Genomic DNA, 24444 nt, shown 5'->3' with positions numbered 1-24444 from the left:
CCGGAAGGATGGATCGTCGTGATCGGCATCTCCGACATCGAAGCCGCGGCCGTGCGCATCGCCGGCCATGTCGTGCACACCCCCACCGTCGCGAGCCCGGGCCTCACCGCGCTGCTCGGCGCCCCGGTGACGGCGAAGCTCGAACTGCTCCAGCGCACCGGCTCGTTCAAGGCGCGCGGCGCGACGGCGAAACTGCTGTCGCTGAGCGACGCCGAGCGGGCCGCGGGCGTCGTCGCGGTCAGCGGCGGCAATCACGGTATCGCCGTCGCGCACATGGCCGGCGCCCTCGATGTGAAGGCCACGGTCGTCATGCCGCGCTCGGCGCCCGCACGGGCGATCGAGACCGCCGGGGCCGCGGGGGCGGCGGTGCGGGTGACCGACACCATGGACGAGGCGTTCGACACGGTGGGCCGGTTGCGGGACGAGGGTCTCACGCTGGTCCACCCGTTCGACGATCCGGTGGTCGTCGCCGGGCAGGGGACGGTCGGTCTGGAGTTCGCCGCGGACGCCGGCGAGCTGACCGACGTCCTGGTGAGCATCGGCGGTGGCGGACTGATCGCCGGCGTGGCCACGGCGCTGCGCGCCCGCCGACCGGGGCTGCGGATCTGGGGGGTGGAGACGGAGGGCGCGCAGGCGATGTCCGAGGCGCTGGCGGCGGGCGGGCCGGTGCCGGTCGCGTTGACGTCGATCGTCTCCACGCTCAGCGCGCCGACGGTCTCGCGGCTGACCTACGACCATGTCGTCGCGCTGGTCGACGAGGTGCTCGTGGTGCCCGACCGGGAGGCGGTGCGGGGCTGTCTGGAGCTGGCCGAGCACGCGAAACTGTGGACCGAGCCGGCCGCGGGCTGTCTGCTGCCGGCGGCCCGCCGGGTCCTGGAACGGGTCGGCGAGGGCGCCCGCCTGGGGCTGGTGGTGTGCGGCGGCAACGCGACCACGACGGACGTCGCGGAATGGGCGCAGCGTTTCGGACTCCACTGAGCCGGTCTCTTCAGGTTCTTCAGCACGGAGAGCTCCGCCGATTTCATTTCCCGTTCGGCCACCTTGCCGCATTTCGTTCGCACATCTGCTCGCCGAATTTGAATGAAGGACAGGAATCCTCCTGGATATGCGGTTCCTTTGAACGCCCGCCGTCGTATCGGTCGTACCACTGGGAAAGGAGAGCTCCGGGGGTTCAGCGAGGGATGACCATGGTCAAGACGCATGTCTCCACGCCCGAGTGGGTGGCCGGGAGATACCGGCTTCTGGACGTCGTCCACCGGGAGACGAACCGCGTCAGTTGGTACGGGGAGGACGCCGACGAGTCGCGCCCTTGTCTGGTGACCCGCGTCGGGCTTCCGGAGGACACCGGCGAGGAGGACATGCTCCGGGCCGCCGACCGGGTGCTGCGGATGTCGCAGACGATGGCCCGGCTGTGCCCCGGCCGGATCGCCGCCGTGCTGGACGCGGTGGCGCAGGACGGCGCGCTGTGGACCGTGACGGAGTGGATCGACGGCCGGCCGCTCGGTCAACTCCTCGGCCAGAAGGGGGTGTTCCACCCGACGCGGGCGGCCAGGATCGGGCTGGAGCTGCTGGACGTCCTGGAGGCCGCGCACGGCGAGGGCATCACCCATGGCGAGTTGAGCCCCGGTCAGGTGTTCGTGCGCGAGCGCGGACCGGTCGTGCTCACCGGGTTCGGGCTGGCGGGCGCGACCCTCGTCCCTCGCGTGGCCGCGCCGTCGTACGCCTCCCCCGAACAGGCCCGGGACGAGCGGATCGGGCCCGCCGCCGACCTGTGGGCGCTGGGCGCCCTGCTGTACACGATGGTGGAGGGCCGGCCGGCGTTCCGGGACCGGGACCGGCCGGAGGCGACGCTCAGGGCCGTCGACCGGCTGCCGTTGCGCACGCCCCTGCGCGCGGGTCCCCTCGCCCCGACCGTGCAGGGTCTGCTGCGCAAGGACTCCCGGGAGCGGCCGACCCGTTCGGTGCTGCGCGAGGCGCTGGCCCGGGTCGTGGACGAGGACCCGGACGCGACGGCGGCGCACGGGCCGCGGCGGGGGTACGTGGCGGCGCGGTGGGTCGGGCCGCGGTGGAGCGGGCGGACCATGGCCGCCGGAACCGCGCTGGCCGTGGTCACCGTGGCCGTCGCCACGCTCGCCGTGACCCATCTGCTGCCCGGCACGGACGACGAGCCGACCGGCAGCGCCCAGACCCTCCCCTCCGCGCCCGCGTCCGCCTCCGCGACGGCCACGGCTCCGGAGAGCGGCCCCGGCACCGCCCCGGCCACCACCGCCCCACCGGACCCGACGCCCGCCCGGCCCGCGAGCACGACCCCGGCCCCCTCGGCCACGGCGACCGGCAACGGCCTCCCGCGGGGCTTCCACGTCTACCGCGCCCCCGAGGGGTTCTCCATCGCCCTGCCCGACGGCTGGCGGCGGCTGACCACCTCGCGCCAGTCGGACCTCGCCTACCGGGTGACCTTCGGCGCGCACGGCGACCCGCGCACGCTCGCGGTGACATACAGCGCGGCGCTGGGCCCGGACCCGGTCGCCGTCTGGCGCGACGACGTCCAGCCCCGGCTGCGGCAGGACGACGGGTTCGCGCGGATCGGCGCGATCCGCGCGACCACGTACCAGGGGCACCCGGCGGCCGACATGGAGTGGCTCGTCGACGAGGACGGCACGTCGCTGCGGACGTTCGGGCGCGGTTTCCTGCTGGGCGGCTCCCGCGGCTTCTCCTTGCGCTGGACGACACCCGCCGCGGACTGGGACGAGCCCGCCAACCGGCAGGCCCTGGACACCTTCCTGAAGACCTTCCACCCGGGCACGGCCTAGCCAGGGCCTGAACGCCCCGGCGCGGCCCGGGCCCGGCCCTCAGTCCGGCGCGCGCATCCGGCGCAGCGGACCGCCGTGCAGCGGGACGGTGTCCCAGCGGGCGGTGAACGTGCGGTCGGCCAGCGAACAGGTCACCCGCAGACGGTGCGGGGTCTCCAGGAACAGGACGTCCACGGCGAGGCCGTCGCCGTCCGTCCAGCCGCCGCTGACCGCCACCGGCACGGGTTCCTCCGTGACCGTCCAGCCGCCCGCGCCGAGCCCGAGCTCCAGCGGGTGTCCCCCCTCGACCAGGGTCAGCGCCCAGCCGTCCGAGCCCTGCCTGACCGTGGCGCGGGTGAGCCCGGGCTGGCCGGCACAGACACCGCCGTACGGGGTGAAGGCCGCACCCGACCAGGCCCCGGCGCGCTCCGGCGGCGCGGACTTGCCGCCGGCGGGCGGCAGCGCGAGCCGCGCCAGCCGCTCGGCGAGGACCGCCTCGGCGCCCTCGCGCCCGGTGACGGGCGAGGGGCGGAACGCGGGCAGCAGATGCTCCCATACGAGGTTCAGCAGGGCCTGCATGTCCCCGGTGGCGGCGGTCAGCGCGACCACGGCGTCCTGCGCGGGCAGCACGAGCGCGAACTGGCCGTAGAGCCCGTCGGCCCGGTAGCCGTGCCGCGACATCCAGAACTGGAAGCCGTAGCCGCGGTCCCAGTCCTGCCGCTCGGCCTCCGTGAGGGTGCCGCCCGTCGAGATCTGCGCGCGCGTGGCCTCGGCGACCCACGCGCGCGACAGCAGCCGCCGGCCGTCCCACACACCGTCGTTCAGATAGAGCCGGCCGAGCCGGGCCAGCGCGTCGGTGGTGGTGTGCAGTCCGCTGAAGCCCAGCTCACGACCGGAGCGGTCGCTCAGCCAGGCCACGCCCCCGATGCCCAGCGGGTCCAGCAGCCGGGGTCGCAGATAGGCGGTGAGCCGCAGGCCGGTGACGCGCTGGACGATCGCCGCGAGCGCGAACGTGGCGGGCTGGTTGTAGGCGAACACGGTGCCCGGGTCGCGCTCCGGCGGCACCAGCAGGAGGCCGCGCAGGAGGTCGCCGGCGCCGCGGGCGCGGGCCCGGTCGATGGTCTCGGCCTCATGGCCGGTGGACATCGACGCCACGTGCCGCACCAGCAGGGCACGGCTGCGCGGATCGGTGATCTCGGCGTCGAGCTCCGGGAAGTACGACAGCACCGGGTCGTCGAGGCGGATGAGCCCCTCGTCGACGGCGATACCGGCGGCGGTGGCCGTGAAGGCCTTGCTCACCGAGTACACGAGCCCTCGGCGGTCCGGGGTGTACGGCACCCACCAGCCGGAGGCGACGAGCCGGCCCTGTCTGAGGATCATCAGGCTGTGCGGCTCGATGTCGGAGGCCGCTTCCACGGCGTCCAGGAAGGCGAGCACGCCGCTGGCGTCGACGCCCTCGGCGGCGGGGGTGCTCAGGGGCAGCGTCATGTCCGCCATCCTCGCGCGCGTGCGCATCGGTTTTCGAGAGGGGGATCGGCCCGTTTGCGGCACGGCTCGCCGTTCCCGAATGGTGGCCAACGGGTGCATATAGGCTGCCGGTCGGTACCCCCGTACGCCCCTTCGTACGCCCCGCAGCCTTCCGAGGAGAGCATCCGTGACCCTGGCGATCGACCTGCCCCAGACGCCCGCCGAGGACGGCCCCGCGCCGCTGTCCGACCTCGTGGCGCGTGACGCGCGGGAGTTCGGAGTCTACGCGCGCACCGGGGGCTGGACCTTCGGCCTGATGGTGGCGCGCAGTGTCCGGCCGGGCGGACAGGGCGCGGAGGGGACGCCGAAGGTGTCGGCGAGGGAATTCGCCGAGCTGGCGGGCTGCTCGCCGGAGCGCGTGATGCGCTACTACAAGGCGTGGGACCGGGCCGCCGACGACGGTCTCGTGCCGCACTTCGAGGCGCTGGCCCCGGGCCAGGAGGTGGAACTGCCGGACGCCGACGTGTGGCTGAGCTACTACGTCTCCCGCAACAGCGCCACGTCCGACCGCGGCGTCGCCATCGCCGAGGCCGCCGAGGCGGAGGGGATCCGGCCGACGAAGGCGCTGGAGGTCGCGGAGAACCCGACCGCGCTGCGCGCCGCGATCCTCGCCGACCCGTCCACCGCGCGGGCGGCCCGCGCCGCCCTGCTGGACCGCGTCAAGGAGGACCCGGAGCTCCAGGCCGAGCTGGCCCGGGACGTGGTGCGCACCGACGACCTGAAGAAGGCGGTGGCCACCGAGAGCCGCTCCCACGACCGCATCGGGTACGTCCGCCAGATCGCCGAGTCCGGGCAGATCAGGACGCCCGCCGGGCAGACCGTCGAGGCGCCCGCAGAACTGCGTCAGGAGGCCGAGCGGCATCTGTCGCTGATCGACGAGCTGGACGAGCACGAGGACGCCGGCGAGTGGGCGAGCGAGGCGTACGACACGCTGAAGGGCCTCGTCGTGGAGGCCGTGGAGGCCGACCCGGAGCTGCGTGTCCAGGAGCGGCGCACCAAGTTCTACAGCAGCCTGCAGAAGGCGACGAGGGCGTTCGAGGAACTGACGTTCGACGACGCGCAGGACTTCTACGAGGACGACATGGTGCAGCGCCTGGAGGAGCTCCAGCAGGCGATCGGCAGCTGTCTGACGGCGCTGCGCGGGGCGCGCGGGGACGCCGGGGCGGCGGGCTGAGTAGACGCCGGGGCGGTCGCTGAGTAGGCGTACTCATGCCGGCGCGGCGGACACCCGGCGACGATGAGGGCTCACCGTTCAGGAGTCCTCAAGGAGCCCTCCGATGTCCCTCGCGCTTCCGGCCGCCCCGCGCCGCACCCTGCCCGCTCTGTGTGCGGGCCTGGTCGTCGCGGGCCTGGCCCTGTCCGCCTGGAACGCCTACGACCCCACCACCTGGCTCCTGGAGACGGTGTGGGCGCTCGTCGGGCTGCCGGTGGTGGTCCTGGCGTGGCGGCGCTTCCCGCTGACCGGGCTGCTGTGCGCGCTGCTCGCCTTCCACGCGCTGGTGCTCGCCCTCGGCGGGCACTACACGTACGCGCGTGTGCCGCTCGGCGACTGGGTGCGCGACACCTTCGGCCTGGCCCGCAACCCCTACGACCGGTTCGGCCACCTCATGCAGGGCTTCGTGCCCGCGATCCTGGTCCGCGAGCTGCTCAGCCGCACCTCGCCGCTGCGCGGCAGCCGGTGGCTGGCGCCGCTGACGGTGTGCGCCTGCCTGGCGTTCAGCGCGCTCTTCGAGATGTTCGAGTGGGCGGCCGCGGTGATCGGCGGACAGGCCGCGGACGCCTTCCTCGCCACCCAGGGCGATGTGTGGGACACCCAGTGGGACATGTTCTGCGCCCTGATCGGCGCGATCACCTCACTCCTCCTGCTCAGCCGCGCCCACGACCGACAGCTGCAGCGGCTGGAGGCCTAGTCGTCCGAGCGCGACGTGTGGTGGGTGCGGGTCCACAGGGGGAGGGCGAACCAGCACAGGGCGTACCAGAGGACGACCGCCGCGACCAGCCAGGGGACGAAGGCGTTGTGGGTGGCCACGCGCAGGATCAGCAGCAGCGCGGCGGTCATGGTCGCCAGCAGCAGGACCAGGCCGACGAAGGTCAGGCGGCTCGCCCACCGCACCGCCTGCGGCTTGATCCGGCGGCCGGAGACCAGCCGGTGCAGGGAGACCGGGCCGATCAGGGCGCCCGTGGCGCAGGCGCCCAGGACCACGGTCACGATGTAGATCGTGCGGTCGGTCTGCGCCAGGTGGGCGTAGCGCGGGGTGAACACGACGGTGAGCAGGAAACCGAAGAGGATCTGCACGCCGGTCTGGGCCACCCGGACCTCCTGGATGAGCTCGCCCCACATCCGGTCGGCCCGCTCCTCCTGGGTCTCGTCACGCCCTGTGCGTTCGGCTTCCTTGCCGGTGACGGCCACCTTTCCTCCTCGGTACGCGCGTCTGCCCCACTGGTGCGCGAGTACCCCGCTGGCGGCGACCGTCCACCCGGAGTCGCCCGGTCGCTCTACCAGCGTCCCTCGACCTGGTCCGCGATCCGCCGCTCGTACAGGTCCCGGATCGCGGTGAGCGTCGCGTCGGACAGCTCGGGCAGCTTGGCGGCGGCCGCGTTGGCGCGGGCCTGCTCGGGCGAGCGGGCGCCGGGGATCACGGTGGTCACGCCGGGCTGCTGGACGATCCAGCGCAGCGCGAGCTGGGCCGGGGTGTATCCCTCGGGGGCGAGGGCGGCGAACTCGACGGCGGCCTCGACACCGGTGTCGTAGTCCACGCCGGAGAAGGTCTCGCCCTGGTCGAAGGACTCGCCGTGCCGGTTGTAGGTGCGGTGGTCGTTCGCCGGGAAGACGGTGTCCTTGGTGTACTTGCCGGACAGCAGGCCGGAGGCGAGCGGCACGCGCGCGATGATGCCGACGCCGGCCTCGCGGGCGGCGGGGAGGACCTCGTACAGCGGCTTCATGCGGAACGGGTTGAGGATGATCTGCACGCTCGCCACGCCCGGCCGCCGGATCGCGGTGAGGGCCTCGGCGCAGGTCTCCACGCTGACGCCGTAGGCGGCGACGCGCTCCTCCTCGACGAGGGTGTCGAGGGCGTCGAAGACCTCGTCGCTGGAGTAGACGGGGGTGGGCGGGCAGTGCAGCTGCACCAGGTCGAGCCGGTCGACGCCGAGGTTGCGGCGGGAGCGGTCGTTCCAGGCGCGGAAGTTGTCCAGGACGTAGTTCTCGGGGATCTGCTCGACGCGGCGGCCCATCTTCGTCGCGACCAGGACATGCAGATCGGGCCGGCCGCGCAGGAACGTGGCGATGGTCTGCTCGCTGCGGCCGTCCCCGTAGACGTCGGCGGTGTCGAAGAACGTCACCCCCGACTCGGCGGCCGTCTCCAGGACCGCGAGGGCCTCCTTGTCGTCGACGTCGCCCCAGTCGGCGCCGAGCTGCCAGGTGCCGAGGCCGACGACCGACGCGTGCTGACCCGACCTGTCGAATGCGCGTTCTTCCATGGGGCCAGTCTGTCATCTGCGGCGGGGCGGCGCCGGGTCCGCCGGCCCGGGCGGTGCGTGGTCAGCGCTTACCACTTGCCGACCGCTTCCTGTGAATCCGTCACCCGTAGGAGTGAACGGCGGTGCAGCGCCGGTGATGTGTGTCCGTCCCGTACCTAGCGTGACCGCGTGACCGATCGCCAGGAGAGCCCCGAGAACCCGCAGAGTCCGCAAAGTCCGCAGAACACCGTGCCCTTCAGCCGCCGCGGCTTCCTGCGCTCCGCCGCCGCGCTGGCCGCCGCCGGCCCCGTGCTGCTCGCGGCCGACCCCGTGCGGGCCGCCGAGGAGCTGCCCGGCTTCCCCACGGGCGTCGCCCTGTACCGCACCGGCTACCGCAACTGGGACGGCGAGATCACCGCCACCGGCCTGTGGGCCTACGCCCCGGACGGCGCCGGACAGGCCGCCGACGTCGTCAACTGGGCCTGGCGCGGCGGCTGGACGGTCCGCGCCCGGGGCGCCTCGCACGGCTGGTCCCCCCTCACGCTCGCGGCCGGTACGGCGCCCGACGCGCGCGTCCTCCTCGTCGACACCGCCACCCACCTCACGGGCCTGTCCCTGGACTCGCCCTCCGCCGTGCGCGCGGGTACCGGCGTCACCCTGGAGGCGCTGCTCACCTTCCTGGAGGAGCACGGGCTGGGAGTGACGGCCGCCCCCGCACCCGGCGACCTCACGCTGGGCGGCGCCCTGGCGATCGACGCGCACGGCACCGCCGTACCGGCGCGCGGCGAGGAGCGGCCGGCGGGGCACACGTACGGCTCGCTCAGCAATCTCGTGCTGTCGCTGACGGCGATCGTGTGGGACGAGGCCCAAGGCGCCTACGCGGCCCGGACGTTCACGCGCGACGAGGCGGACTGCGCCGCGCTGCTCACGCACCTCGGTCGGTCGCTGGTGACCGAGGTGGTGCTGCGGGTGGGCGCGAACAGCTCGCTGCGCTGCGTCAGCCGTACGGACATCCCGGCCGCGGAGCTGTTCGCGGCGCCGGGGTCGGCGGGACGGACGCTGGCGGGCTTCCTGGAGTCCTCGGGACGGGTGGAGGCGATCTGGTTCGCGTTCACCGAGCAGCCCTGGCTGAAGGTGTGGAGCGTGGCGCCGACGAAGCCGCTCACCTCGCGCCGGGTGTCGTCACCGTACAACTACCCGTTCTCCGACAACGTGCCGACGCCGGTGGCGGATCTGGTCGGGCGGATCGTCGCGGACGGGGCCTGGTCCCTGGCGCCGGTGCTGGGGGCCGCGCAGCTGGAGGCGGCGACGCTGGGGCTGGCGGCGACGCTGTCGTCGGACCTGTGGGGGCCGTCGAAGAACACGCTGCTGTATGTGCGGCCGACGACGCTGCGGGTGCACGCCAACGGGTACGCCGTGCTGACGAGCCGGTCCCAAGTGCAGCGCGTGGTCGCGGAGTTCGCCGACTTCTACCGCGAGCGGCTGCACGCGTACGCGGCGGAGGGCCGCTTCCCGGTGAACGGGTCGGTGGAGATCCGGGTCACCGGCCTCGACGACCCCGGGGACGCGGGACTTCCGGGCGCGCGGCCGCCGTCGCTGTCGGCACTGCGGCCGGTTCCCGGTCGCCCCGAGTGGGACACGGCGGTGTGGCTGGACGTGCTCACGCTGCCCGGCACGCCGGACGCGGAGGCGTTCTACCGGGAGCTGGAGCAGTGGCTGCTGACGGCGTACGACGGGTCGGGGTACGCGCTGGCCCGGGCGGAGTGGTCCAAGGGCTGGGGGTACACCGAGCGGGCCGCGTGGAGCGACGCGGCGGTGCTGGGGACGGCCGTACCGGCGTCGTACGGCGCCGCCTGGGACGAGGCGGCGGCCGTGCTCGAACGGCTCGATCCGCGGCGGGTGTTCACCTCCCCGCTGCTGGACCGGCTGCTGCCGTAGATCCGCGGGGCGGTCAGTCGCGGGAGGCGAGCGTCCGGGCGTGGGCGGTCCGGGCGAGCCTCGGGCCGAGCCAGCGCTTGAGGCGGCGCAGGGCGTCGAGGCGGCCGGCGGCGCGGTCGAGGCGGTAGTACAGCTGCGGCGGGACGTAGGGCAGCAGGGGCGAGTGGCGCTGGCCGAGGAGGGCGAACATCCGCTCCGGCGGGAGGTGGATGTAGCGGGTGAGGTTCTCGTACCACTGGGCGCTGTAGCGGGCCGCGCTCTGGGCGGACAGCAGCTCGGCCTTGCGGACGCGCTCGTACTCGGCGAGGGCCGCCGGCAGTTCGGCGTGGGTGCGCAGAGCGTCGGCGAGGGCCATCGCGTCCTCCAGGGCGAGCGTGGTGCCGGCGCCGATGGAGTAGTGGGTGGTGTGGGCGGCGTCGCCCAGCAGGACGAGGCGGTCGTGGTGCCAGGTGCGGTTGGTGAGGGTGCGGAAGGTCGGCCACCGGACGGCGCCGGCGGTGGTGGCGCGGCCGATGAGGGGGTGGCCGTCGAGGATGTGCGCGAAGAGCTTCTCCAGGTGGGCGAGTGCGTCGGCCTCGCTCCCCCGGTCGAGGCCGAGGCCGGTGAGGGTCTCCGGGGCGCACTCGATGACGCAGGTGCTGCGCTCGGGGCTGAAGGGGTAGCCGTAGCACCAGATCCAGCCGTGCTCGGTCTCGACGAAGGCGAAGGTGAAGGAGTCGAAGACCTGGGTGGTGCCGAGCCAGAGGTAGTGGTTGCGGCCGGGCGTGAGGTCGGCGCCGAAGTGGTCGGCGTGCCGGCCGCGCAGGGCGCTGTGGACCCCGTCGCCCGCGACGACGAGGTCGGCGTCGGGGAGGTCGTCCGGCGTGACCTCGTGCTCGAACTCCAGGCGGACGCCGAGGGAGCGGGCGCGGTCGGCGAGGATCTCCAGCAGTCGGTGGCGGCCGATGCCGTGCCCCTCGTCGCCGGGCTGCCGGGTGACGCGGTCGCGCACATGGGCGACGCCCGCGGTCCAGCGGACGGAGCTCTCGTCGATGAGGCGGGCGGACACGGGGTCGTAGTGGTGGAGCCGGTCGAGCAGTTCGCGCCAGTAGGTGACACCCCAGCCGTACGTCGAGCCCTCGGGGTCGCGCTCGTGGACGGTGATGTCGTGGGACGGGTCCTGCAGCTTGAGCAGGATCGAGAGATACAGGCCGGCGGGCCCGCCGCCGACGCAGGCGACCTTCACGCGCTTCACCCCTGGGAGTTACGAAATGTGGCCATGTGACGACGCAGGGTAGCAGTACCTTCGCGTCAGCTTTGGCACGTGACCCGCGCCACGAAGATCGCGGACCCCGGCGAAAGATCACCGAAGACAGCGCTTCCGGCGGAAGGATCTTCCCGTTCCGCCCTGAGCGCGCGGTCGGTGCGACAAGATCACCCTTGTTCAAGATTCCACGACATCTGGGCACTTGTCCGGATCACAGCCAACCGTTTCCGGCAGATTTCCCCCGCTGTGCACCGGGCCGATAGGCATGCGGAGTCGTCGTTCGAACATCCACTCGCGTTCGAACACTCCCTCACGGAGGTCCCGTATGCCGGAACTCAGCCGTCGTCGCGCGCTCACCGCGGCGGCCGCCCTCACCGCGACCGCTGGTGTCGCCGGAACGCTCGCCGCCCCCGCCGCCTCGGCCGCCGAACACCCGCACGACGAGCCCGCGTCCTTCGACGAGGTCTACAAGGGCCGCCGGATACAGGGCGGCCCGGACACCGGGGGCGGCCACCACGGCGGCGGGGGCGGCCACCACGGCCACGGCGGCGGCTACCGCGTGTCGATCGACGGCGTGGAGCTGCATGTGATGCGCAACGCCGACGGCACCTGGATCAGCGTCGTCAGCCACTACGACCCGGTGCCCACCCCGCGGGCCGCCGCACGCGCCGCGGTCGACGAGCTGCAGGGCGCGCGCCTGCTGCCCTTCCCCGCCAACTGACCGCCCCGCACGCCCACTTGGAGCATCCGCACATGACCGTCCGCAAGAACCAGGCGTCCCTGACCAGCGACGAGAAGCGCCGATTCGTGAACGCCGTCCTGGAGCTGAAGCGCAGCGGCCGCTACGACGCGTTCGTCACCACGCACAACGGCTTCATCATGGCCGACACCGACAACGGCGAGCGCACGGGCCACCGTTCACCGTCGTTCCTGCCCTGGCACCGCAGATTCCTGCTGGAGTTCGAGCGGGCCCTGCAGTCCGTCGACGCCTCGGTGGCGCTGCCGTACTGGGACTGGTCCGCCGACCGCTCGGCCCGCTCCTCGCTGTGGGCGCCGGACTTCCTCGGCGGCACCGGGCGCAGCCGCGACGGCAAGGTGATGGACGGACCGTTCGCCGAGTCCACCGGCAACTGGACGATCAACGTGCGCGTCGACGGCCGTACGTATCTGCGGCGGGCGCTGGGCACGGGCGTGCGCGAGCTGCCGACACGGGCCGAGGTCGACTCCGTGCTCGCGATGGGGACGTACGACATGGCGCCCTGGAACAGCGCCTCGGACGGCTTCCGCAACCACCTGGAGGGCTGGCGGGGCGTGAACCTGCACAACAGGGTGCATGTGTGGGTCGGCGGCCAGATGGCCACCGGGGTCTCCCCCAACGACCCGGTGTTCTGGCTGCACCACGCCTATGTCGACAAGCTGTGGTCCGAGTGGCAGCGCCGGCACCCGGGCGCGGCCTATCTGCCGACTGCCGGGACGCCGGACGTCGTCGATCTGCGCGAGACGATGAAGCCCTGGCACGACACGACCCCGGCGGACCTGATCGACCACAAGCCGCACTACACGTTCGACACCGACTGAGCCGTGTCGCGCCGGCCGGTCAGCCGGCGGCCGCCGTGCGGCACTCGGGGTGGCCCCAGCCCTGGTCGTTCTTGGCGATCTGCTCACCGGCCGCGTAGGGGCGTCCGCACACGCAGCGGCCCGGGAACTTGGCCTTGATCGTCCGCGCCGAGCCGCCGGACCCGCCGCGCTGCCGAGACGCCGTGGCTCCCGCGGTGCGGCGCCGCGGCGCCGCCGACTTCGGGGTGTCCGGGGAGGGCGGCGGCTCCGGGGAGCCGAGGGCGCTGCCCGCGGCCTGCTGGACGCTCGCCGCCTGGCTCGCGGCGCGGTCGGCGAAGTCGTTGAGCCGGTCCCCGTCGACCTGGTGGGCGGGGACGTACCGGAACTCCACGGAGCGGCCGTCCAGGAGCTCGTCGATGCGGACGACCAGCTCCTGGTTGGCGACCGGCTTGCCCGCGGCCGTCTTCCAGCCGTTGCGCTTCCAGCCGGGCAGCCAGGTGGTGACGGCCTTCATCGCGTACTGGGAGTCCATCCGGACCTCCAGCGGCACGACCGGGTCGACGGCCTCCAGCAGGCGCTCCAGCGCGGTCAGTTCGGCCACGTTGTTGGTGGTCCGGCCGAGCGGCCCCGACTCCCAGCGGTCCGGGGTCTCGGAGTCGTCGCCGATCACCCAGGCCCAGCCCGCCGGTCCGGGGTTCCCCTTCGAAGCCCCGTCGCACGCGGCCACAACACGTTCACGCATGTGCTCGATCATGCCATGGACCGCCTCGGGCAGGCTCAGACCGCCTCGGTCTTCGGAATCTCGCCCTCGGTCCTCGCGATGTCGATCACCGAGAAGACCGCGCCCTGCGGGTCGCTCACCGTGGCGAAGCGGCCGAAGGGACTGTCCATCGGGCCGAAGCGCACGGTGCCACCCAGCTTGGTCGCCTTGGCGAGGGCGTCGTCGCAGTCCCCGACGACGAAGTACACGTTGATGTGCGGCGGCACCTCGGGCGGGAAGTCGTCGGTCATCTTCATCCGGCCGAGGACCGTGGCGTCACCGACGTTGAACATGCGGTAGTCGACCGCGTCGTCCTGCATCTGCCGCGCGGTGTAGGGGAAGACGGAGGCGAAGAAGCGGTCCGCCTTCTCCGGCTCGCGGGTGTAGACCTCGGCCCAGCCGTACGCGCCCGGCACGGCCTGCGCCTCGAAGCCCTCGTGGGTGCCCGCCTGCCACACCCCGAACACGGCACCGCTGGGCTCACGGGCCAGACACATCGTGCCGAACTCGCCGACCTGCATGGGCTCCATCAGCACCTCGCCGCCGCTCGCGCGGATCTTGGCGGCGGTGGCGGCGGCGTCCGGCGAGGCGAAGTACACGCACCACTGCGACTGCCCCTCCTGGCCCGGCATCGGCGGTACGACGGCGGCCACCGCCTTGCCGTCCGCGTAGGCCTGCGTGTAGTTGCCGTACTCCGACGACGCCTCGCCGAACGTCCAGCCGAGGACCTCGCCGTAGAAGCTCTTGGCTCCTTCGAGGTCGGTGAACATCGCGTCGGCCCAACAGGGGGTTCCTTCAGCTTGCACGGCCATGACGGCGGCCCTTCCGCTCACGGGGATTGTCCGCTTCCTCACGCTAGTCACCCCGGGTGCGGCCCGCGCGCCGGGCGCCGCCATCCGTTACAGACTGGGGTGGGAGGGTCACCGCGGACAGGACGGGGGCGGTATGACGGACGGGACGATGCGCGCGTGGTCGGTGGTGGCGCCCGGCCCGGTGGAGGGCGAGCCGCTGCGGCTGGTGACCAGGCCGGTGCCCGTGCCCGGGGACGACGAGCTGCTGGTGCGGGTGCGCGCCTGCGGGGTGTGCCGCACCGACCTGCACATCACGGAGGGTGACCTCGCGCCGCGCCGGAGCGGGGTGACGCCCGGGCACGAGGTGGTCGGGGAGGTCGTGGCGCGGGGCGCGGCGGTGGCCGGCTTCGCGCCGGGCGACCGGGTGGGGGTGGCGTGGCTGCGCCGCACCTGCGGAAGCTGTACCTGGTGTGCGCGCGGCGCCGAGAATCTCTGCCCTCGCTCCCGCTACACGGGCTGGGACGCGGACGGCGGATACGCGCAGTACACGACCGTGCCGGCCGCGTTCGCGCATCCGCTGCCCGAGGGCGTCGACGACGTGGCGCTCGCGCCGCTGCTGTGCGCGGGCATCATCGGCTACCGCGCGCTGCGCCGCGCCGGACTGCCGCCGGGCGGACGGCTCGGCCTGTACGGCTTCGGCGGCAGCGCCCACCTCTGCGCCCAGGTGGCTCTCGCGCAGGGCGCCACCGTGCACGTCCTGACCCGGGGCGCGGGCGCGCGGCGGCTCGCGCTGGAGCTGGGCGCGGCGTCGGCGCGCGACGCGTACGCGATGCCGCCGGAACCGCTGGACAGCGCGATCCTGTTCGCGCCGGTCGGCGATCTGGTGCCGGTGGCCCTGCGCGCCCTGGACCGCGGAGGGGTACTGTCCATCGCCGGGATCCACCTCAGCGACATCCCGCCACTGCGCTACGAGAGCGACCTCTTCTACGAGAAGGAGGTGCGCAGCGTCACCTCCAACACCCGTGCGGACGCACGGGAGTTCCTGGCGCTGGCGGCCCGGTACGGGGTGCGCGCGACGACGCGTCCCTATCCGCTGTCCGAGGCCGCGCGGGCCCTGCGGGACCTGAAGGCGGGGCGGTTCGACGGGGCGGCGGTCCTCGTCGACGACCTGTCGTAGAGGGCGTGTTCGGCGGGCGCTCGGAGGCGGCTACGGGACACAGCACCGCTCACGGTGCGCCGTTTGCCCCAACCGGCGCGTTTATCCCCCAGATGGAGCTAACCCGCCCCTTTCACGCCGTACCCGCCCGTCACTCCGGATGTTTGGCTGGTGCACGCGCAACGACCTTGCGGTACGCCACCGTTCACTTCCCGGGGAGGGAATGTGTCCACACCGGACAGCGCCACCGGTCCCGCCATCGACGAACCCGCTCCCGACTCCCCCGCAGACGCCACCCCCACCAGCCTCAGCACCCAGGCCGCGCGCCGGCTCACCACGACCACCAAGTCCGAACCCCAGATGCAGGCCATCAGCTCGCGCTGGCTGCTGCGGATGCTGCCCTGGGTCGACGTCAGGGGCGGCACCTACCGCGTCAACCGCCGGCTCCAGCTCCGGGTGGGCCGCGGCCGGGTGCAGTTCGACCAGAACGGCGCGGACGACATCCGGGTCATCCCGGAGACCCTCACCGAGCTGCCCGTGCTGCGCGGCTACCACGACACCGAGGTCCTCTCGGAGATCGCCGCCCGCTTCCACGTGCGGGAGGTGCGCGCGGGCCAGGTGCTGTTCGAGGCCGGTCAGCCGGTGACCGAGGCCTATCTCGTCGCCCACGGGCGCTTCACCCGCTTCACCACCGGGCCCTACGGCGAGGAGGAGATCATCGGGGTCGTCTCCGGCGGCGACCAGCTCGGCGACGAGGCCATCGGCCAGGACGACCCGCTGTGGCTGACGTCGGTGCGGGCGGAGACGGCCGGCGTGCTGCTCGTCCTGCCCTGGGACGTCGTACGGGAGCTGGTGGGGCGGGTGCCGTCGCTGGGCGAGCATCTTCAGGCGTACGCCGAGCGGCAGCAGCGGCCGATGAACCGCAAGGGCGAGGCGGATGTGCCCCTGCAGGCCGGACACGTGGGCGAGCCGACCCTGTCCGGCGGCTACGTCGACTACGAACTCTCCCCCCGCGAGTACGAGTTGTCGCTCACCCAGACCGTGCTGAGCGTCCACACCCGGGTCGCCGACCTCTACAACCACCCCATGAACCAGACCGAGCAGCAACTGCGGCTCACCATCGAGGAGATCCGCGAGCGGCAGGAGTGGGAGCTGGTCAACAACCGTGAGTTCGGGCTGCTGCACAACGCCGACTACGGGCAGCGGGTGAGCACCTTCACCGGGCCGCCGACCCCGGACGACCTGGACGAGCTGCTGTCGATGCGGCGCAAGACCCGGCTGTTCCTCGCGCATCCCAAGGCGATCGCGGCCTTCTTCCGGCAGTGCAACCGGCGGGGGCTGGTGCCGGGCACCGCGACCGTGGAGGGGCATGAGATCCCCGCCTGGCGAGGGGTGCCGATCTTCCCCTGCAACAAGATCCCGATCAGTGGGGGGCACACCAGCAGCATCCTGGCCCTGCGCACCGGCGAGTCGGACCAGGGGGTGATCGGGCTGTACCAGACGGGCATCCCCGAGGAGTACCAGCCGGGGCTGAACGTGCGGTTCATGGGGATCGGGAGCAACGCGATCATCCGCTACCTGGTCACCGCGTACTACTCGATGGCGATCCTCGTCCCGGACGCGGTCGGCGTCCTGGAGAACGTCCAGATCGGCCGGACGGCCGAGTGACCCCGATGAGCACACCCGGACCGTCCCTGCCGGGGCCCCCGTCACTCGCCGCGCTGCTCTCCCCGCTCCCCCTGCCCGACCCCGACCCCCCGTCACCGCCCGCCCCGCTCTCGCTGCCCGGCCCGCCCGGCCTCCCCGCCGGTCTGCGACCCGGGGCTCGCGGCCGCCGTACCGGCGCCGTCCCCGGCCTGCACTACCGTCCCGTCGCGCCCGCCGACCCCGAGAAGGTCCAGGAGGTCGACCGCAGGCTGGAGCACTGGGCCCGCGAGCTCGACCTGTTCCCGCCCGCCTGGCACGGGGACTTCGCCGGGTTCGCGTTCGGGCGGGCCGTCGTGCTCCAGCATCCCGGCGCGCTCGACCTGGAGCGCCTGACCGTGGCCGGCAAACTGCTGCTCGCCGAGAACATCGTCGACAACTGCTACTGCGAGGAGGACGAGGACAAGGGCGGCTCGCACCGCGGCCTCGGCGGCCGGCTGATCCTCGCCCAGTCCGCGCTCGACCCCTACCACGGCCCCGCCGCCGTCCAGGAGCGCTGGCGGCACGGCATGGACGCGGACGGCCCGCTGCGCTCGTACCACGAGGCGCTCAAGGACTACGCCGCCATCGCCACGCCCAGCCAGACGGACCGCTTCGTGCACGACATCGCCCGGCTGCACCTCGGCTATCTCGCCGAGGCCGCCTGGGCCGAGACCCGCCACACGCCCCGGGTGTGGGAGTACCTGGTGATGCGGCAGTTCAACAACTTCCGGCCCTGTCTGTCGGTGGTCGACGCCGTCGACGGCTACGAACTGCCCGAGGCGGTCTACGCCCGGCCGGAGATCCAGCGCATCACCGCGCTCGCGGGCAACGCCACCACGCTCGTCAACGACCTGTACTCCTTCACCAAGGAGCTCGCCGATCCGGACCATCTCAATCTGCCGCGGGTCATCGCCGCCGAGGAGCGGTGCGGGCTGAAGGCCGCCTATCTGAAGGCCGTCGAGATCCACAACGAGATCATGGCGGCGTTCGAGGAGGAGTCGGCGCTGCTGGCCGCCGGTTCACCCCTCGTGGCGCGCTACGCGCAGAGCCTGTCCGACTGGGTGGCCGGCAATCACGAGTGGCACGCGACCAACACCCACCGCTATCACCTGCCCGACTACTGGTAGCCGGCACCCCACTGCCTGCCGCCGCCCGACGCACCGTCACACGTCACACGCAGCTTCACGAGGGAGCCACCGTTGATCACATCCCCCCACGCCGGCACCGCCGCCGCGTTCCTGCCGACCCAGTCGACGTACCAGAACCGCGTCGCGGACTACTGGAACGCCGAGGAGAACCCCGTCAACCTCGAACTCGGCCAGATCGACGACCTCTACCACCACCACTACGGCATCGGCGCGGCCGACACGTCCGTCCTCGACGAACCCGACCCCGCGCTGCGCCGCGAGCGGATCACCGCCGAACTGCACCGGCTGGAACACGCCCAGGCCGAGCTGCTCGCCTCCTGGCTCGGCCCGCTCACCCCGGGCGACCGGGTCTTCGACGCGGGCTGCGGACGCGGCGGCGGCAGCGTGGTGGCGCATCTGCGCTACGGCTGCCACGCCGACGGCGTCACGATCTCCGCCAAGCAGGCGGAGTTCGCCAACGAGCAGGCGCGCAAACGGGAGATCGACGACAAGGTCCGCTACCACCACCGCAACATGCTGGACACCGGCTTTCCGGCCGGCACCTACGCGGCGTCCTGGAACAACGAGTCCACCATGTACGTCGAGCTGGACCTGCTGTTCGCCGAGCACGCCCGGCTGCTGCGCCGCGGCGGACGATATGTGGTGATCACCGGCTGCTACAACGACACCTACGGGCGGGCCTCGCGCGAGGTGTCGCTCATCAACGCCCACTACATCTGCGACATCCATCCGCGCTCGGAGTACTTCCGGGCGATGGCCCGCAACCGGCTCGTACCCGTGCACGTGGAGGACCTGACGGCGGCCACCGTGCCGTACTGGGAGCTGCGCAGCCAGGCCGAGCATCTGGTGACCGGCATCGAGGAAACCTTCCTCACGGCCTACCGCAACGGCAGCTTCCAGTATCTGCTGATCGCCGCCGACCGCGTCTGAGACCGGCCGGCGGGCGGTGCGGCCGACCCCGCTCCGCCCGCCGGCCGCACGGTCACTCCCCGTCGTACGCCTCGCGCAGGGCGGCGAGGTCGAGCTTGCCCATGGCGAGCATCGCCTTCATGGCGCGGGTGGACCTCTCGGTGTCCGTGCTCTGGATCATGTCCATGAGGGCCTTGGGGACGACCTGCCAGGACACGCCGTACCGGTCCTTGAGCCAGCCGCAGGGGCCCGGCTCGCCGCCGCCCTCGGTGAGCTTGGTCCAGTAGTAGTCGATCTCCTCCTGGTCGTCGCACATGATCTGGAAGGAGATCGCCTCGTTGAACGTGAAGTCGGGTCCGCCGTTGAGCGCGACGAAGCGCTGGCCGTTGGCCGTGAAGTCGACGGTCAGCACGGTGCCGGCGGGGCGGGGGGAGCCCTCCAGGTAGTGGGTGACGTTCCCGATGCTGGAGTTCTTGAAGATCGAGACGTAGTAGTGGGCGGCTTCCTCGGCCTCGGTGTCGAACCAGAGACACGTGGTGAATCCGTCGGCGGTCATGTCCTGCCTCCTCGGGTGGCACACGCCGTGCGTACGGCGTGGGGAACTCGCTCATCTGTATCGACCGATCCGGCGCCCGGAACTCATCGGCCGGACCCGTGTTCATCCGTCCGGCCGCTCTGCCCGTGGCGAATCTGCCGCGGGCAGAGAAAACCCGTCGGTGCCCCGCCCCGGGCCGACAGTGGAGTCCACGGCATCCGCCGTGACCGTCCCGCCCCGACGAGGAGGACCGATGACTCCGCTGACCGCGCCGCTGCCCCGGGCCGAGGAGGGCGACACCCCGCCCACCCGGTTCGACGACCATCTGGCCGCCCAACTCCTCGCCCAGCGCATCGTGTTGCTCGGCACCCAGGTCGACGAGGTCTCCGCCAACCGGGTCTGCGCCCAGCTGCTGATCCTGTCGGCGGAGGACCCGCGCACCGACATCGGCCTGTTCATCAACAGCCCGGGCGGCTCGGTCCACGCCGGGCTGGCCATCTACGACACGATGCGGCTGATCCCGAACGACGTCGCCACGCTCGCGATGGGCTTCGCCGCCAGCATGGGCCAGTTCCTGCTGAGCGTCGGCACCGCGGGCAAGCGGTTCGCGCTGCCCAACGCGCGCATCATGATGCACCAGCCGTCGGCCGGTATCGGCGGCACCACCGCGGACATCGAGATCCAGGCGGAGAACCTGGACTTCACCAAGCGGACCATCGAGCGGATCACCGCCGAGCACACCGGGCAGAGCCCGGAGACCATCTCCCGGGACGGCGACCGCGACCGCTGGTTCACCGCCGAGGAGGCCCGGGAGTACGGCATGGTGGACCGCGTCGTCGCGTCGTTCGCCGATGTCCGCCCGGCCGCCTCGAAGCGACGGATGGGGCTGTGACATGGGGACCTACACGATTCCGAACGTCGTCGAGCGCACCCCGCAGGGCGAGCGGTCCTACGACGTGTTCAGCCGCCTGCTGTCGGAGCGGATCATCTTCCTCGGCACCGAGATCGACGACGGCGTCGCCAACGTCGTCATCGCGCAACTGCTCCATCTGGAGTCGGCGGCCCCCGAGCAGGAGATCGCGGTCTACATCAACTCGCCCGGCGGATCGTTCACTTCGCTGATGGCGATCTACGACACGATGACGTACGTGCAGGCGCCCATCTCGACGTTCTGCGTCGGCCAGGCGGCCTCCACGGCGGCCGTCCTGCTGGCGGGCGGGGATCCGGGACGCCGGTTCGTGCTGGAGCACGCGCGTGTGCTGCTCGGCCAGCCCGCCAGCGGCGGCAGCCGGGGCACGGTCTCCGACCTCTCCCTCCAGGCCAAGGAGATGGTCCGGATCCGGGGCCAGGTGGAGGAGGTGCTGGCCCGGCACACCCACCACGACGTGGCGACCCTGCGCGCCGACATGGACCGCGACAAGGTGTTCACCGCCCAGGAGGCGGTGGCGTACGGCCTGGCGGACGAGGTGGTGACCCGGCGCCTCGCCGGGGTGTGAGGCGCCGGGTCGCGCTCAGGCGGCCAGGCAGAGACCGTCGTACGACGACGCGGGCGCCCGGCGAGCACCCACCGCGTGCCTGCTCGTGACCCGGACCAGCTCGTCCTGGGCCCGGGCGAGCAGGTCGCCGAGACCGAGGCCGAGGGCGCGGGCGGCGGCCGCGAGGACCTCCGACGAGGCTTCCTTGCGGCCCCGTTCCACCTCCGACAGGTACGGCATGGAGATCCGGGCCGCGTCGGCGACGTCCTTCAACGTGCGCTCCTGGTCGAGACGTTCGCGGCGCAGGACATCGCCGACCAGGTCCCGCCACAGGGGCTCCTTGGCGGCGGGTGCGGCGGCAGGCGCGGCAACGGGCGGACGCAGCGGGATGACGCGGGCTTGGTTCGGCGCTTCGTTGGTCACCTCCCCAGCCTAGAAGCCGGGGCCGCGCCGGGAGGGCTCCGGCGTTGCGCTCTCGGTGAATTCCGGCGGATCACCGTACGGGGCAGTCGAGTTGGGCATGTGCCGGGCGACGGTGGGTAGGCGCCGGTCGTGGCTATCGTGGGAGAGGACAGGATGAGCCCCGTATCCCTGCCGGCAATCGAGGATCCGCGCGGTGTGGCCCCGCACGACGCCCGGGAGCTGACCCGCCAGTTCTTGCGGCGGCTCGCGGAGCTGGAGGAGGGCACACACGCCCACCAGTACGCGCGCAACACGCTGATCGAGATGAACCTCTCGCTGGTGCGGTTCGCGGCCGGGCGGTTCCGGGGGCGCGGGGACGACATGGAGGACATCGTCCAGACGGGGGTGGTGGGGCTGATCAAGGCCATCGACCGGTTCGATCTGTCCCGGGAGGTGGAGTTCACGTCGTTCGCGCTGCCGTACATCGTCGGGGAGATCAAGCGGTTCTTCCGGGACACCACCTGGGCGGTGCATGTGCCGCGGCGGCTGCAGGAGCTGCGGGTGGAGCTGGCGAAGGCGCGCGACGAGCTGGCCGGCCGGCTCGACCGGGAGCCCACCGTGGCGGAGCTGGCGACGCTGCTGGACCTGTCTCCGGCCGAGGTGGTCGAGGCGCAGGTCGCGGCGAACGGCTATACGAGCGCCTCGCTGGACGCCGCGCTCACCGGGGACGGCCCGGACGGCGGCGAGACGGTGCTGGCGGACTTCCTCGGCGTGGAGGAGGACGGGCTGCGGCTCGTCGAGGAGTTCCAGTCGCTCGCCCCGCTCATGGCGGAGCTGAGCGAGCGCGACCGGCACATCCTCCATCTGCGGTTCGTGCAGGAGGCCACCCAGGCGGAGATCGGGGAGCGGCTCGGGTGCTCCCAGATGCATGTGTCCCGGCTCATCAAGCGGATCATCACCCGGTTGCGCGAGGGCCTGGTGGAGGTGCCGGCCAGGGCCTGAGCCTCAGGGCGCCCCGAGCGGCACCACGGCCGTCACCCGCTTGCCGACGGGGACGCGCTCGACGCCGACCCGGGCGGCGAGGGCGTGCACGATCTCCAGACCGTGTCCGCCGACCCGCTCGGGGTCCCTGGGGTAGCGCAGGGGCAGGGCGTCGCTGCTGTCGTAGACGGACACCGTGACGGCGGCGTCGGTGCCCTCGAGTTCGAGGATGTAGGGCCCGTTGCTGTGCCGGTCGGCGTTGGTGACGAGTTCGCTGACCACCAGCATCAGCCCCTCGCACGCTCGGTCGTCGATGCCGGCGCACCACTCGGTGCGGAGCTGGTCGACGAAGTGGGCGGCGAACGCGCGCGCCTCGGCGATGCATCCGGGTTCGCCGGTGTAGTGCTCCGCCCGCCGCAGCGGTTGCACGGGAATGTCGAAACCAGTGGTCACCACTGCCCCGTCCAGGTGTTCGATCATGCGTTTCTCTCTCGGAGGCCGGGCCGGCCTGACGCTGTCGCACCTGTGCTCGTACCCCGTACCGCGCCGCGCACTCCCGGTGCGCGGCGTGGCGTGGGGGTCCTCAGAGAGTGGACGTGGTGTCGGCCGGTCCGGGCTCCACGGGCAGCGAGGCGGCCGAGCTGTCCGGCTCGGGCGACGGTGTCGACGGGCTCGGCGGCGAGGGCGACGGACTGCTCGGGGACGCCGAGGACGGCGAGGACGGCGGCGGGCTCGACGAGGAGGCCGGCGGGCAGGGCGAGCCCGCGGGGCTGGGCGAGCCGGTCGGTGGGCCGGAGGGCGGCGAGACGCAGGGCCGCGGGGACGGGGAACTCGGCGAGACGGACGTCGACGGGCCGGTCGGTCCGCTCGGCGAGGTCGACAGGGAGACGCTCACCGACGGGGCGACGATGTTCGCGGGCGGCTTGGCCGGCTTGTCCTTGTCGCCGTCGTCGCCGCGGTGGCGGCCGAACCAGCGGTCGTCGTCGGGGTCGTAGAGGACGAAGACGTTGATGATCGTCGTCGAGGGAGCCACCACGACCACGTTCGACGTGCGGTACCCCGGCCAGGTCTGGCCGGTGTGCTTCACGGTGCCCTGGAGCTGGGTCGGCGGGGTCAGGGGGTTGCCGCAGGCGCAGCGCACGCGGGGCAGGCCGTGGCCGTCGACGAGGACGGCGGTGCCGGTCTGGAGGACCGCCTGGAAGCTGGTGGCGGAGCCGTCGCGGTAGCCGTGGTTGGTGACGCGGGTGTCCCAGCGCAGTTGTACGGGGGTCAGTGCGCGCAGGTAGGCGGGGACGGCGGCGGGGTCGATCCCGGCGACGGAGGCGAACGCGGCGTTCTTGTCGGGGGCCGCCTGGAGGTATCTGATCTGCTTCTCGATGTCGCAGCTCGACACCTTGCGGCTGCCGCCGTAGAGGCCGGCCGAGCCGCCGTAGACGCCGCGGAGGGCGTTCGAGGACGAGGACGACTCGCCGGGGACGGGGACGGTCTGGCTCGCGGAGGCCGGGGGGAGGGAGCTGTCCACCGAGGTGTCCTCGGTGAAGGCGTCCGGGCCGGCCTGGCCCGCGGGCTGCATGAACAGCTCGCCTGCGGCCTGGTTGCCGCTGGACCCGCCCTCGGAGCGGGTGAGGACGACGGCGATGGCCGCCGCGGCCACGACGGCCGCGGTGAGCAGGGCCACCCGGGGTGCGGACTTCCACCAGGGTGGGCGCGGTTCGGGCGTGCCGCCGCCCGGGGGTATGCCACCGCCGGGCGGCGTTCCGCCACCGCCGGTGGGTGGGCCGCCGCCGGTGGGTGGGCCGCTGCCGTCCCAGCCTCCGGTCGGTGGTGGGGGCGGCCCCGCGGGGGGCCGGCCGGGGCCCGACAGCGGGCCGGAGGGCGGACCGGTGGGGCCGCCGGTGGTGGGCGGTTCGGCGCTCACGAGCACTCCTGTGGGGATGCCTGCGGATTTTTGTACTGAATTGCTCCGCTTTGTTCCACAACGCCTCATTGTGTGCTCCGGTCCCGCGCCCTTCGCAAACGCAGACCGCACGGACCTCGCGCACCCGTTCCCGCCAACGGACCTTCCGGCGGGCGGTCCGGGACAGG

General features: G+C 72.7%; 24 protein-coding genes. 14 read left to right on the top strand and 10 right to left on the bottom strand.

Features of this window, described 5'->3' with window-relative positions; translation table 11 throughout:
* The first annotated feature begins 18 nt into the window (after positions 1-18).
* Together ACZ5NW_RS05390 and ACZ5NW_RS05385 are read left to right on the top strand one after the other, a co-directional pair.
* Entirely contained in the window at positions 19-978 is a 960-nt protein-coding gene (locus ACZ5NW_RS05390) for a threonine/serine dehydratase (protein ID WP_468742379.1), read from the top strand.
* Positions 979-1181: 203 nt separating this feature from the next.
* Complete coding sequence (locus tag ACZ5NW_RS05385) at positions 1182-2810, top strand: serine/threonine protein kinase (RefSeq protein WP_468742378.1); 1629 nt, start codon at positions 1182-1184, stop codon at positions 2808-2810.
* Between the two features lie 39 nt (positions 2811-2849).
* Here ACZ5NW_RS05385 and ACZ5NW_RS05380 read toward each other — a convergent pair whose 3' ends face one another.
* The gene (locus ACZ5NW_RS05380) at positions 2850-4286 is read right to left on the bottom strand and encodes a serine hydrolase domain-containing protein (protein WP_468742377.1); all 1437 of its coding nucleotides are present in this window, start codon (positions 4284-4286) and stop codon (positions 2850-2852) included.
* A 157-nt stretch (positions 4287-4443) separates the two neighbouring features.
* On the opposite strand from ACZ5NW_RS05380, the gene ACZ5NW_RS05375 reads away from it, so the two are divergent.
* Together ACZ5NW_RS05375 and ACZ5NW_RS05370 are read left to right on the top strand one after the other, a co-directional pair.
* Positions 4444-5490, top strand: a complete 1047-nt coding sequence (locus ACZ5NW_RS05375) for a hypothetical protein (protein ID WP_468742376.1) — start codon at positions 4444-4446, stop codon at positions 5488-5490.
* A 103-nt stretch (positions 5491-5593) separates the two neighbouring features.
* Entirely contained in the window at positions 5594-6226 is a 633-nt protein-coding gene (locus ACZ5NW_RS05370; RefSeq protein WP_468742375.1) for a DUF2238 domain-containing protein, read from the top strand.
* Here ACZ5NW_RS05370 and ACZ5NW_RS05365 read toward each other — a convergent pair.
* Together ACZ5NW_RS05365 and ACZ5NW_RS05360 are read right to left on the bottom strand one after the other, a co-directional pair.
* The gene (locus tag ACZ5NW_RS05365; RefSeq protein ID WP_468742989.1) at positions 6223-6657 is read right to left on the bottom strand and encodes a DUF6328 family protein; all 435 of its coding nucleotides are present in this window, start codon (positions 6655-6657) and stop codon (positions 6223-6225) included. The genes ACZ5NW_RS05370 and ACZ5NW_RS05365 overlap by 4 nt on opposite strands.
* A 155-nt stretch (positions 6658-6812) precedes the next feature.
* Complete coding sequence (locus tag ACZ5NW_RS05360) at positions 6813-7796, bottom strand: aldo/keto reductase (RefSeq protein WP_468742374.1); 984 nt, start codon at positions 7794-7796, stop codon at positions 6813-6815.
* Positions 7797-8024: 228 nt separating this feature from the next.
* Between ACZ5NW_RS05360 and ACZ5NW_RS05355 the strand changes: the two genes are divergently transcribed.
* The gene (locus tag ACZ5NW_RS05355) at positions 8025-9713 is read left to right on the top strand and encodes a cholesterol oxidase substrate-binding domain-containing protein (protein ID WP_468742988.1); all 1689 of its coding nucleotides are present in this window, start codon (positions 8025-8027) and stop codon (positions 9711-9713) included.
* A gap of 13 nt (positions 9714-9726) precedes the next feature.
* On the opposite strand, the gene ACZ5NW_RS05350 is transcribed toward ACZ5NW_RS05355, so the two are convergent.
* Positions 9727-10938, bottom strand: a complete 1212-nt coding sequence (locus ACZ5NW_RS05350; RefSeq protein WP_468742373.1) for an FAD-dependent monooxygenase — start codon at positions 10936-10938, stop codon at positions 9727-9729.
* A gap of 346 nt (positions 10939-11284) precedes the next feature.
* Between ACZ5NW_RS05350 and melC1 the strand changes: the two genes are divergently transcribed.
* Together melC1 and melC2 are read left to right on the top strand one after the other, a co-directional pair.
* Positions 11285-11680: an apotyrosinase chaperone MelC1 gene (gene melC1, locus ACZ5NW_RS05345; protein WP_468742372.1), complete on the top strand. Its 396-nt coding sequence runs from the start codon at positions 11285-11287 to the stop codon at positions 11678-11680.
* 32 nt (positions 11681-11712) lie between these two features.
* The gene (gene melC2, locus ACZ5NW_RS05340) at positions 11713-12537 is read left to right on the top strand and encodes a tyrosinase MelC2 (RefSeq protein WP_468742371.1); all 825 of its coding nucleotides are present in this window, start codon (positions 11713-11715) and stop codon (positions 12535-12537) included.
* A 19-nt stretch (positions 12538-12556) separates the two neighbouring features.
* On the opposite strand, the gene ACZ5NW_RS05335 is transcribed toward melC2, so the two are convergent.
* Together ACZ5NW_RS05335 and ACZ5NW_RS05330 are read right to left on the bottom strand one after the other, a co-directional pair.
* Entirely contained in the window at positions 12557-13270 is a 714-nt protein-coding gene (locus ACZ5NW_RS05335) for a ribonuclease H family protein (RefSeq protein ID WP_468742370.1), read from the bottom strand.
* Positions 13271-13293: 23 nt separating this feature from the next.
* A complete protein-coding gene (locus tag ACZ5NW_RS05330; protein WP_468742369.1) occupies positions 13294-14088 on the bottom strand; it encodes a VOC family protein in 795 nt (264 codons plus the stop codon).
* 148 nt (positions 14089-14236) lie between these two features.
* On the opposite strand from ACZ5NW_RS05330, the gene ACZ5NW_RS05325 reads away from it, so the two are divergent.
* From ACZ5NW_RS05325 to ACZ5NW_RS05310, 4 genes are all read left to right on the top strand, one after another.
* Positions 14237-15244, top strand: a complete 1008-nt coding sequence (locus ACZ5NW_RS05325) for a zinc-binding alcohol dehydrogenase family protein (protein ID WP_468742987.1) — start codon at positions 14237-14239, stop codon at positions 15242-15244.
* 204 nt (positions 15245-15448) lie between these two features.
* On the top strand, positions 15449-16891 hold the full coding sequence (locus tag ACZ5NW_RS05320; protein WP_468742368.1) for a family 2B encapsulin nanocompartment shell protein: 1443 nt from the start codon (positions 15449-15451) through the stop codon (positions 16889-16891).
* A gap of 5 nt (positions 16892-16896) precedes the next feature.
* On the top strand, positions 16897-18036 hold the full coding sequence (locus ACZ5NW_RS05315; protein WP_468742367.1) for a family 2 encapsulin nanocompartment cargo protein terpene cyclase: 1140 nt from the start codon (positions 16897-16899) through the stop codon (positions 18034-18036).
* Between the two features lie 75 nt (positions 18037-18111).
* Positions 18112-18987 carry a geranyl diphosphate 2-C-methyltransferase gene (locus tag ACZ5NW_RS05310; RefSeq protein WP_468742986.1) on the top strand — a complete coding sequence of 292 codons (876 nt, stop codon included), beginning with the start codon at positions 18112-18114 and terminating at the stop codon, positions 18985-18987.
* A gap of 52 nt (positions 18988-19039) precedes the next feature.
* Here the strand turns inward: ACZ5NW_RS05310 and ACZ5NW_RS05305 are convergent, their stop codons facing one another.
* Positions 19040-19522 carry a VOC family protein gene (locus ACZ5NW_RS05305; RefSeq protein ID WP_468742366.1) on the bottom strand — a complete coding sequence of 161 codons (483 nt, stop codon included), beginning with the start codon at positions 19520-19522 and terminating at the stop codon, positions 19040-19042.
* Positions 19523-19754: 232 nt separating this feature from the next.
* Here ACZ5NW_RS05305 and ACZ5NW_RS05300 point away from each other — a divergent pair, with 232 nt between their 5' ends.
* On the top strand, positions 19755-20393 hold the full coding sequence (locus ACZ5NW_RS05300) for an ATP-dependent Clp protease proteolytic subunit (RefSeq protein ID WP_468742365.1): 639 nt from the start codon (positions 19755-19757) through the stop codon (positions 20391-20393).
* Between the two features lies 1 nt (position 20394).
* Positions 20395-20997, top strand: a complete 603-nt coding sequence (locus ACZ5NW_RS05295) for a ClpP family protease (protein ID WP_468742364.1) — start codon at positions 20395-20397, stop codon at positions 20995-20997.
* A gap of 15 nt (positions 20998-21012) precedes the next feature.
* On the opposite strand, the gene ACZ5NW_RS05290 is transcribed toward ACZ5NW_RS05295, so the two are convergent.
* The gene (locus tag ACZ5NW_RS05290) at positions 21013-21399 is read right to left on the bottom strand and encodes a helix-turn-helix domain-containing protein (RefSeq protein WP_468742363.1); all 387 of its coding nucleotides are present in this window, start codon (positions 21397-21399) and stop codon (positions 21013-21015) included.
* Between the two features lie 153 nt (positions 21400-21552).
* Here ACZ5NW_RS05290 and ACZ5NW_RS05285 point away from each other — a divergent pair, with 153 nt between their 5' ends.
* A complete protein-coding gene (locus ACZ5NW_RS05285; protein ID WP_468742362.1) occupies positions 21553-22380 on the top strand; it encodes an RNA polymerase sigma factor SigF in 828 nt (275 codons plus the stop codon).
* A gap of 3 nt (positions 22381-22383) precedes the next feature.
* Here the strand turns inward: ACZ5NW_RS05285 and ACZ5NW_RS05280 are convergent, their stop codons facing one another.
* Both ACZ5NW_RS05280 and ACZ5NW_RS05275 read right to left on the bottom strand, forming a co-directional pair.
* The gene (locus ACZ5NW_RS05280) at positions 22384-22839 is read right to left on the bottom strand and encodes an ATP-binding protein (RefSeq protein WP_468742361.1); all 456 of its coding nucleotides are present in this window, start codon (positions 22837-22839) and stop codon (positions 22384-22386) included.
* Positions 22840-22942: 103 nt separating this feature from the next.
* Complete coding sequence (locus tag ACZ5NW_RS05275; RefSeq protein WP_468742360.1) at positions 22943-24277, bottom strand: DUF6777 domain-containing protein; 1335 nt, start codon at positions 24275-24277, stop codon at positions 22943-22945.
* Positions 24278-24444 lie beyond the last annotated feature (167 nt).

The sequence above is a fragment of the Streptomyces sp. NPDC032126 genome (assembly GCF_055580085.1).
The sequence above is the reverse complement of the archived record's forward strand: the minus strand, read 5'-3'. Positions and strand labels throughout refer to the sequence as shown.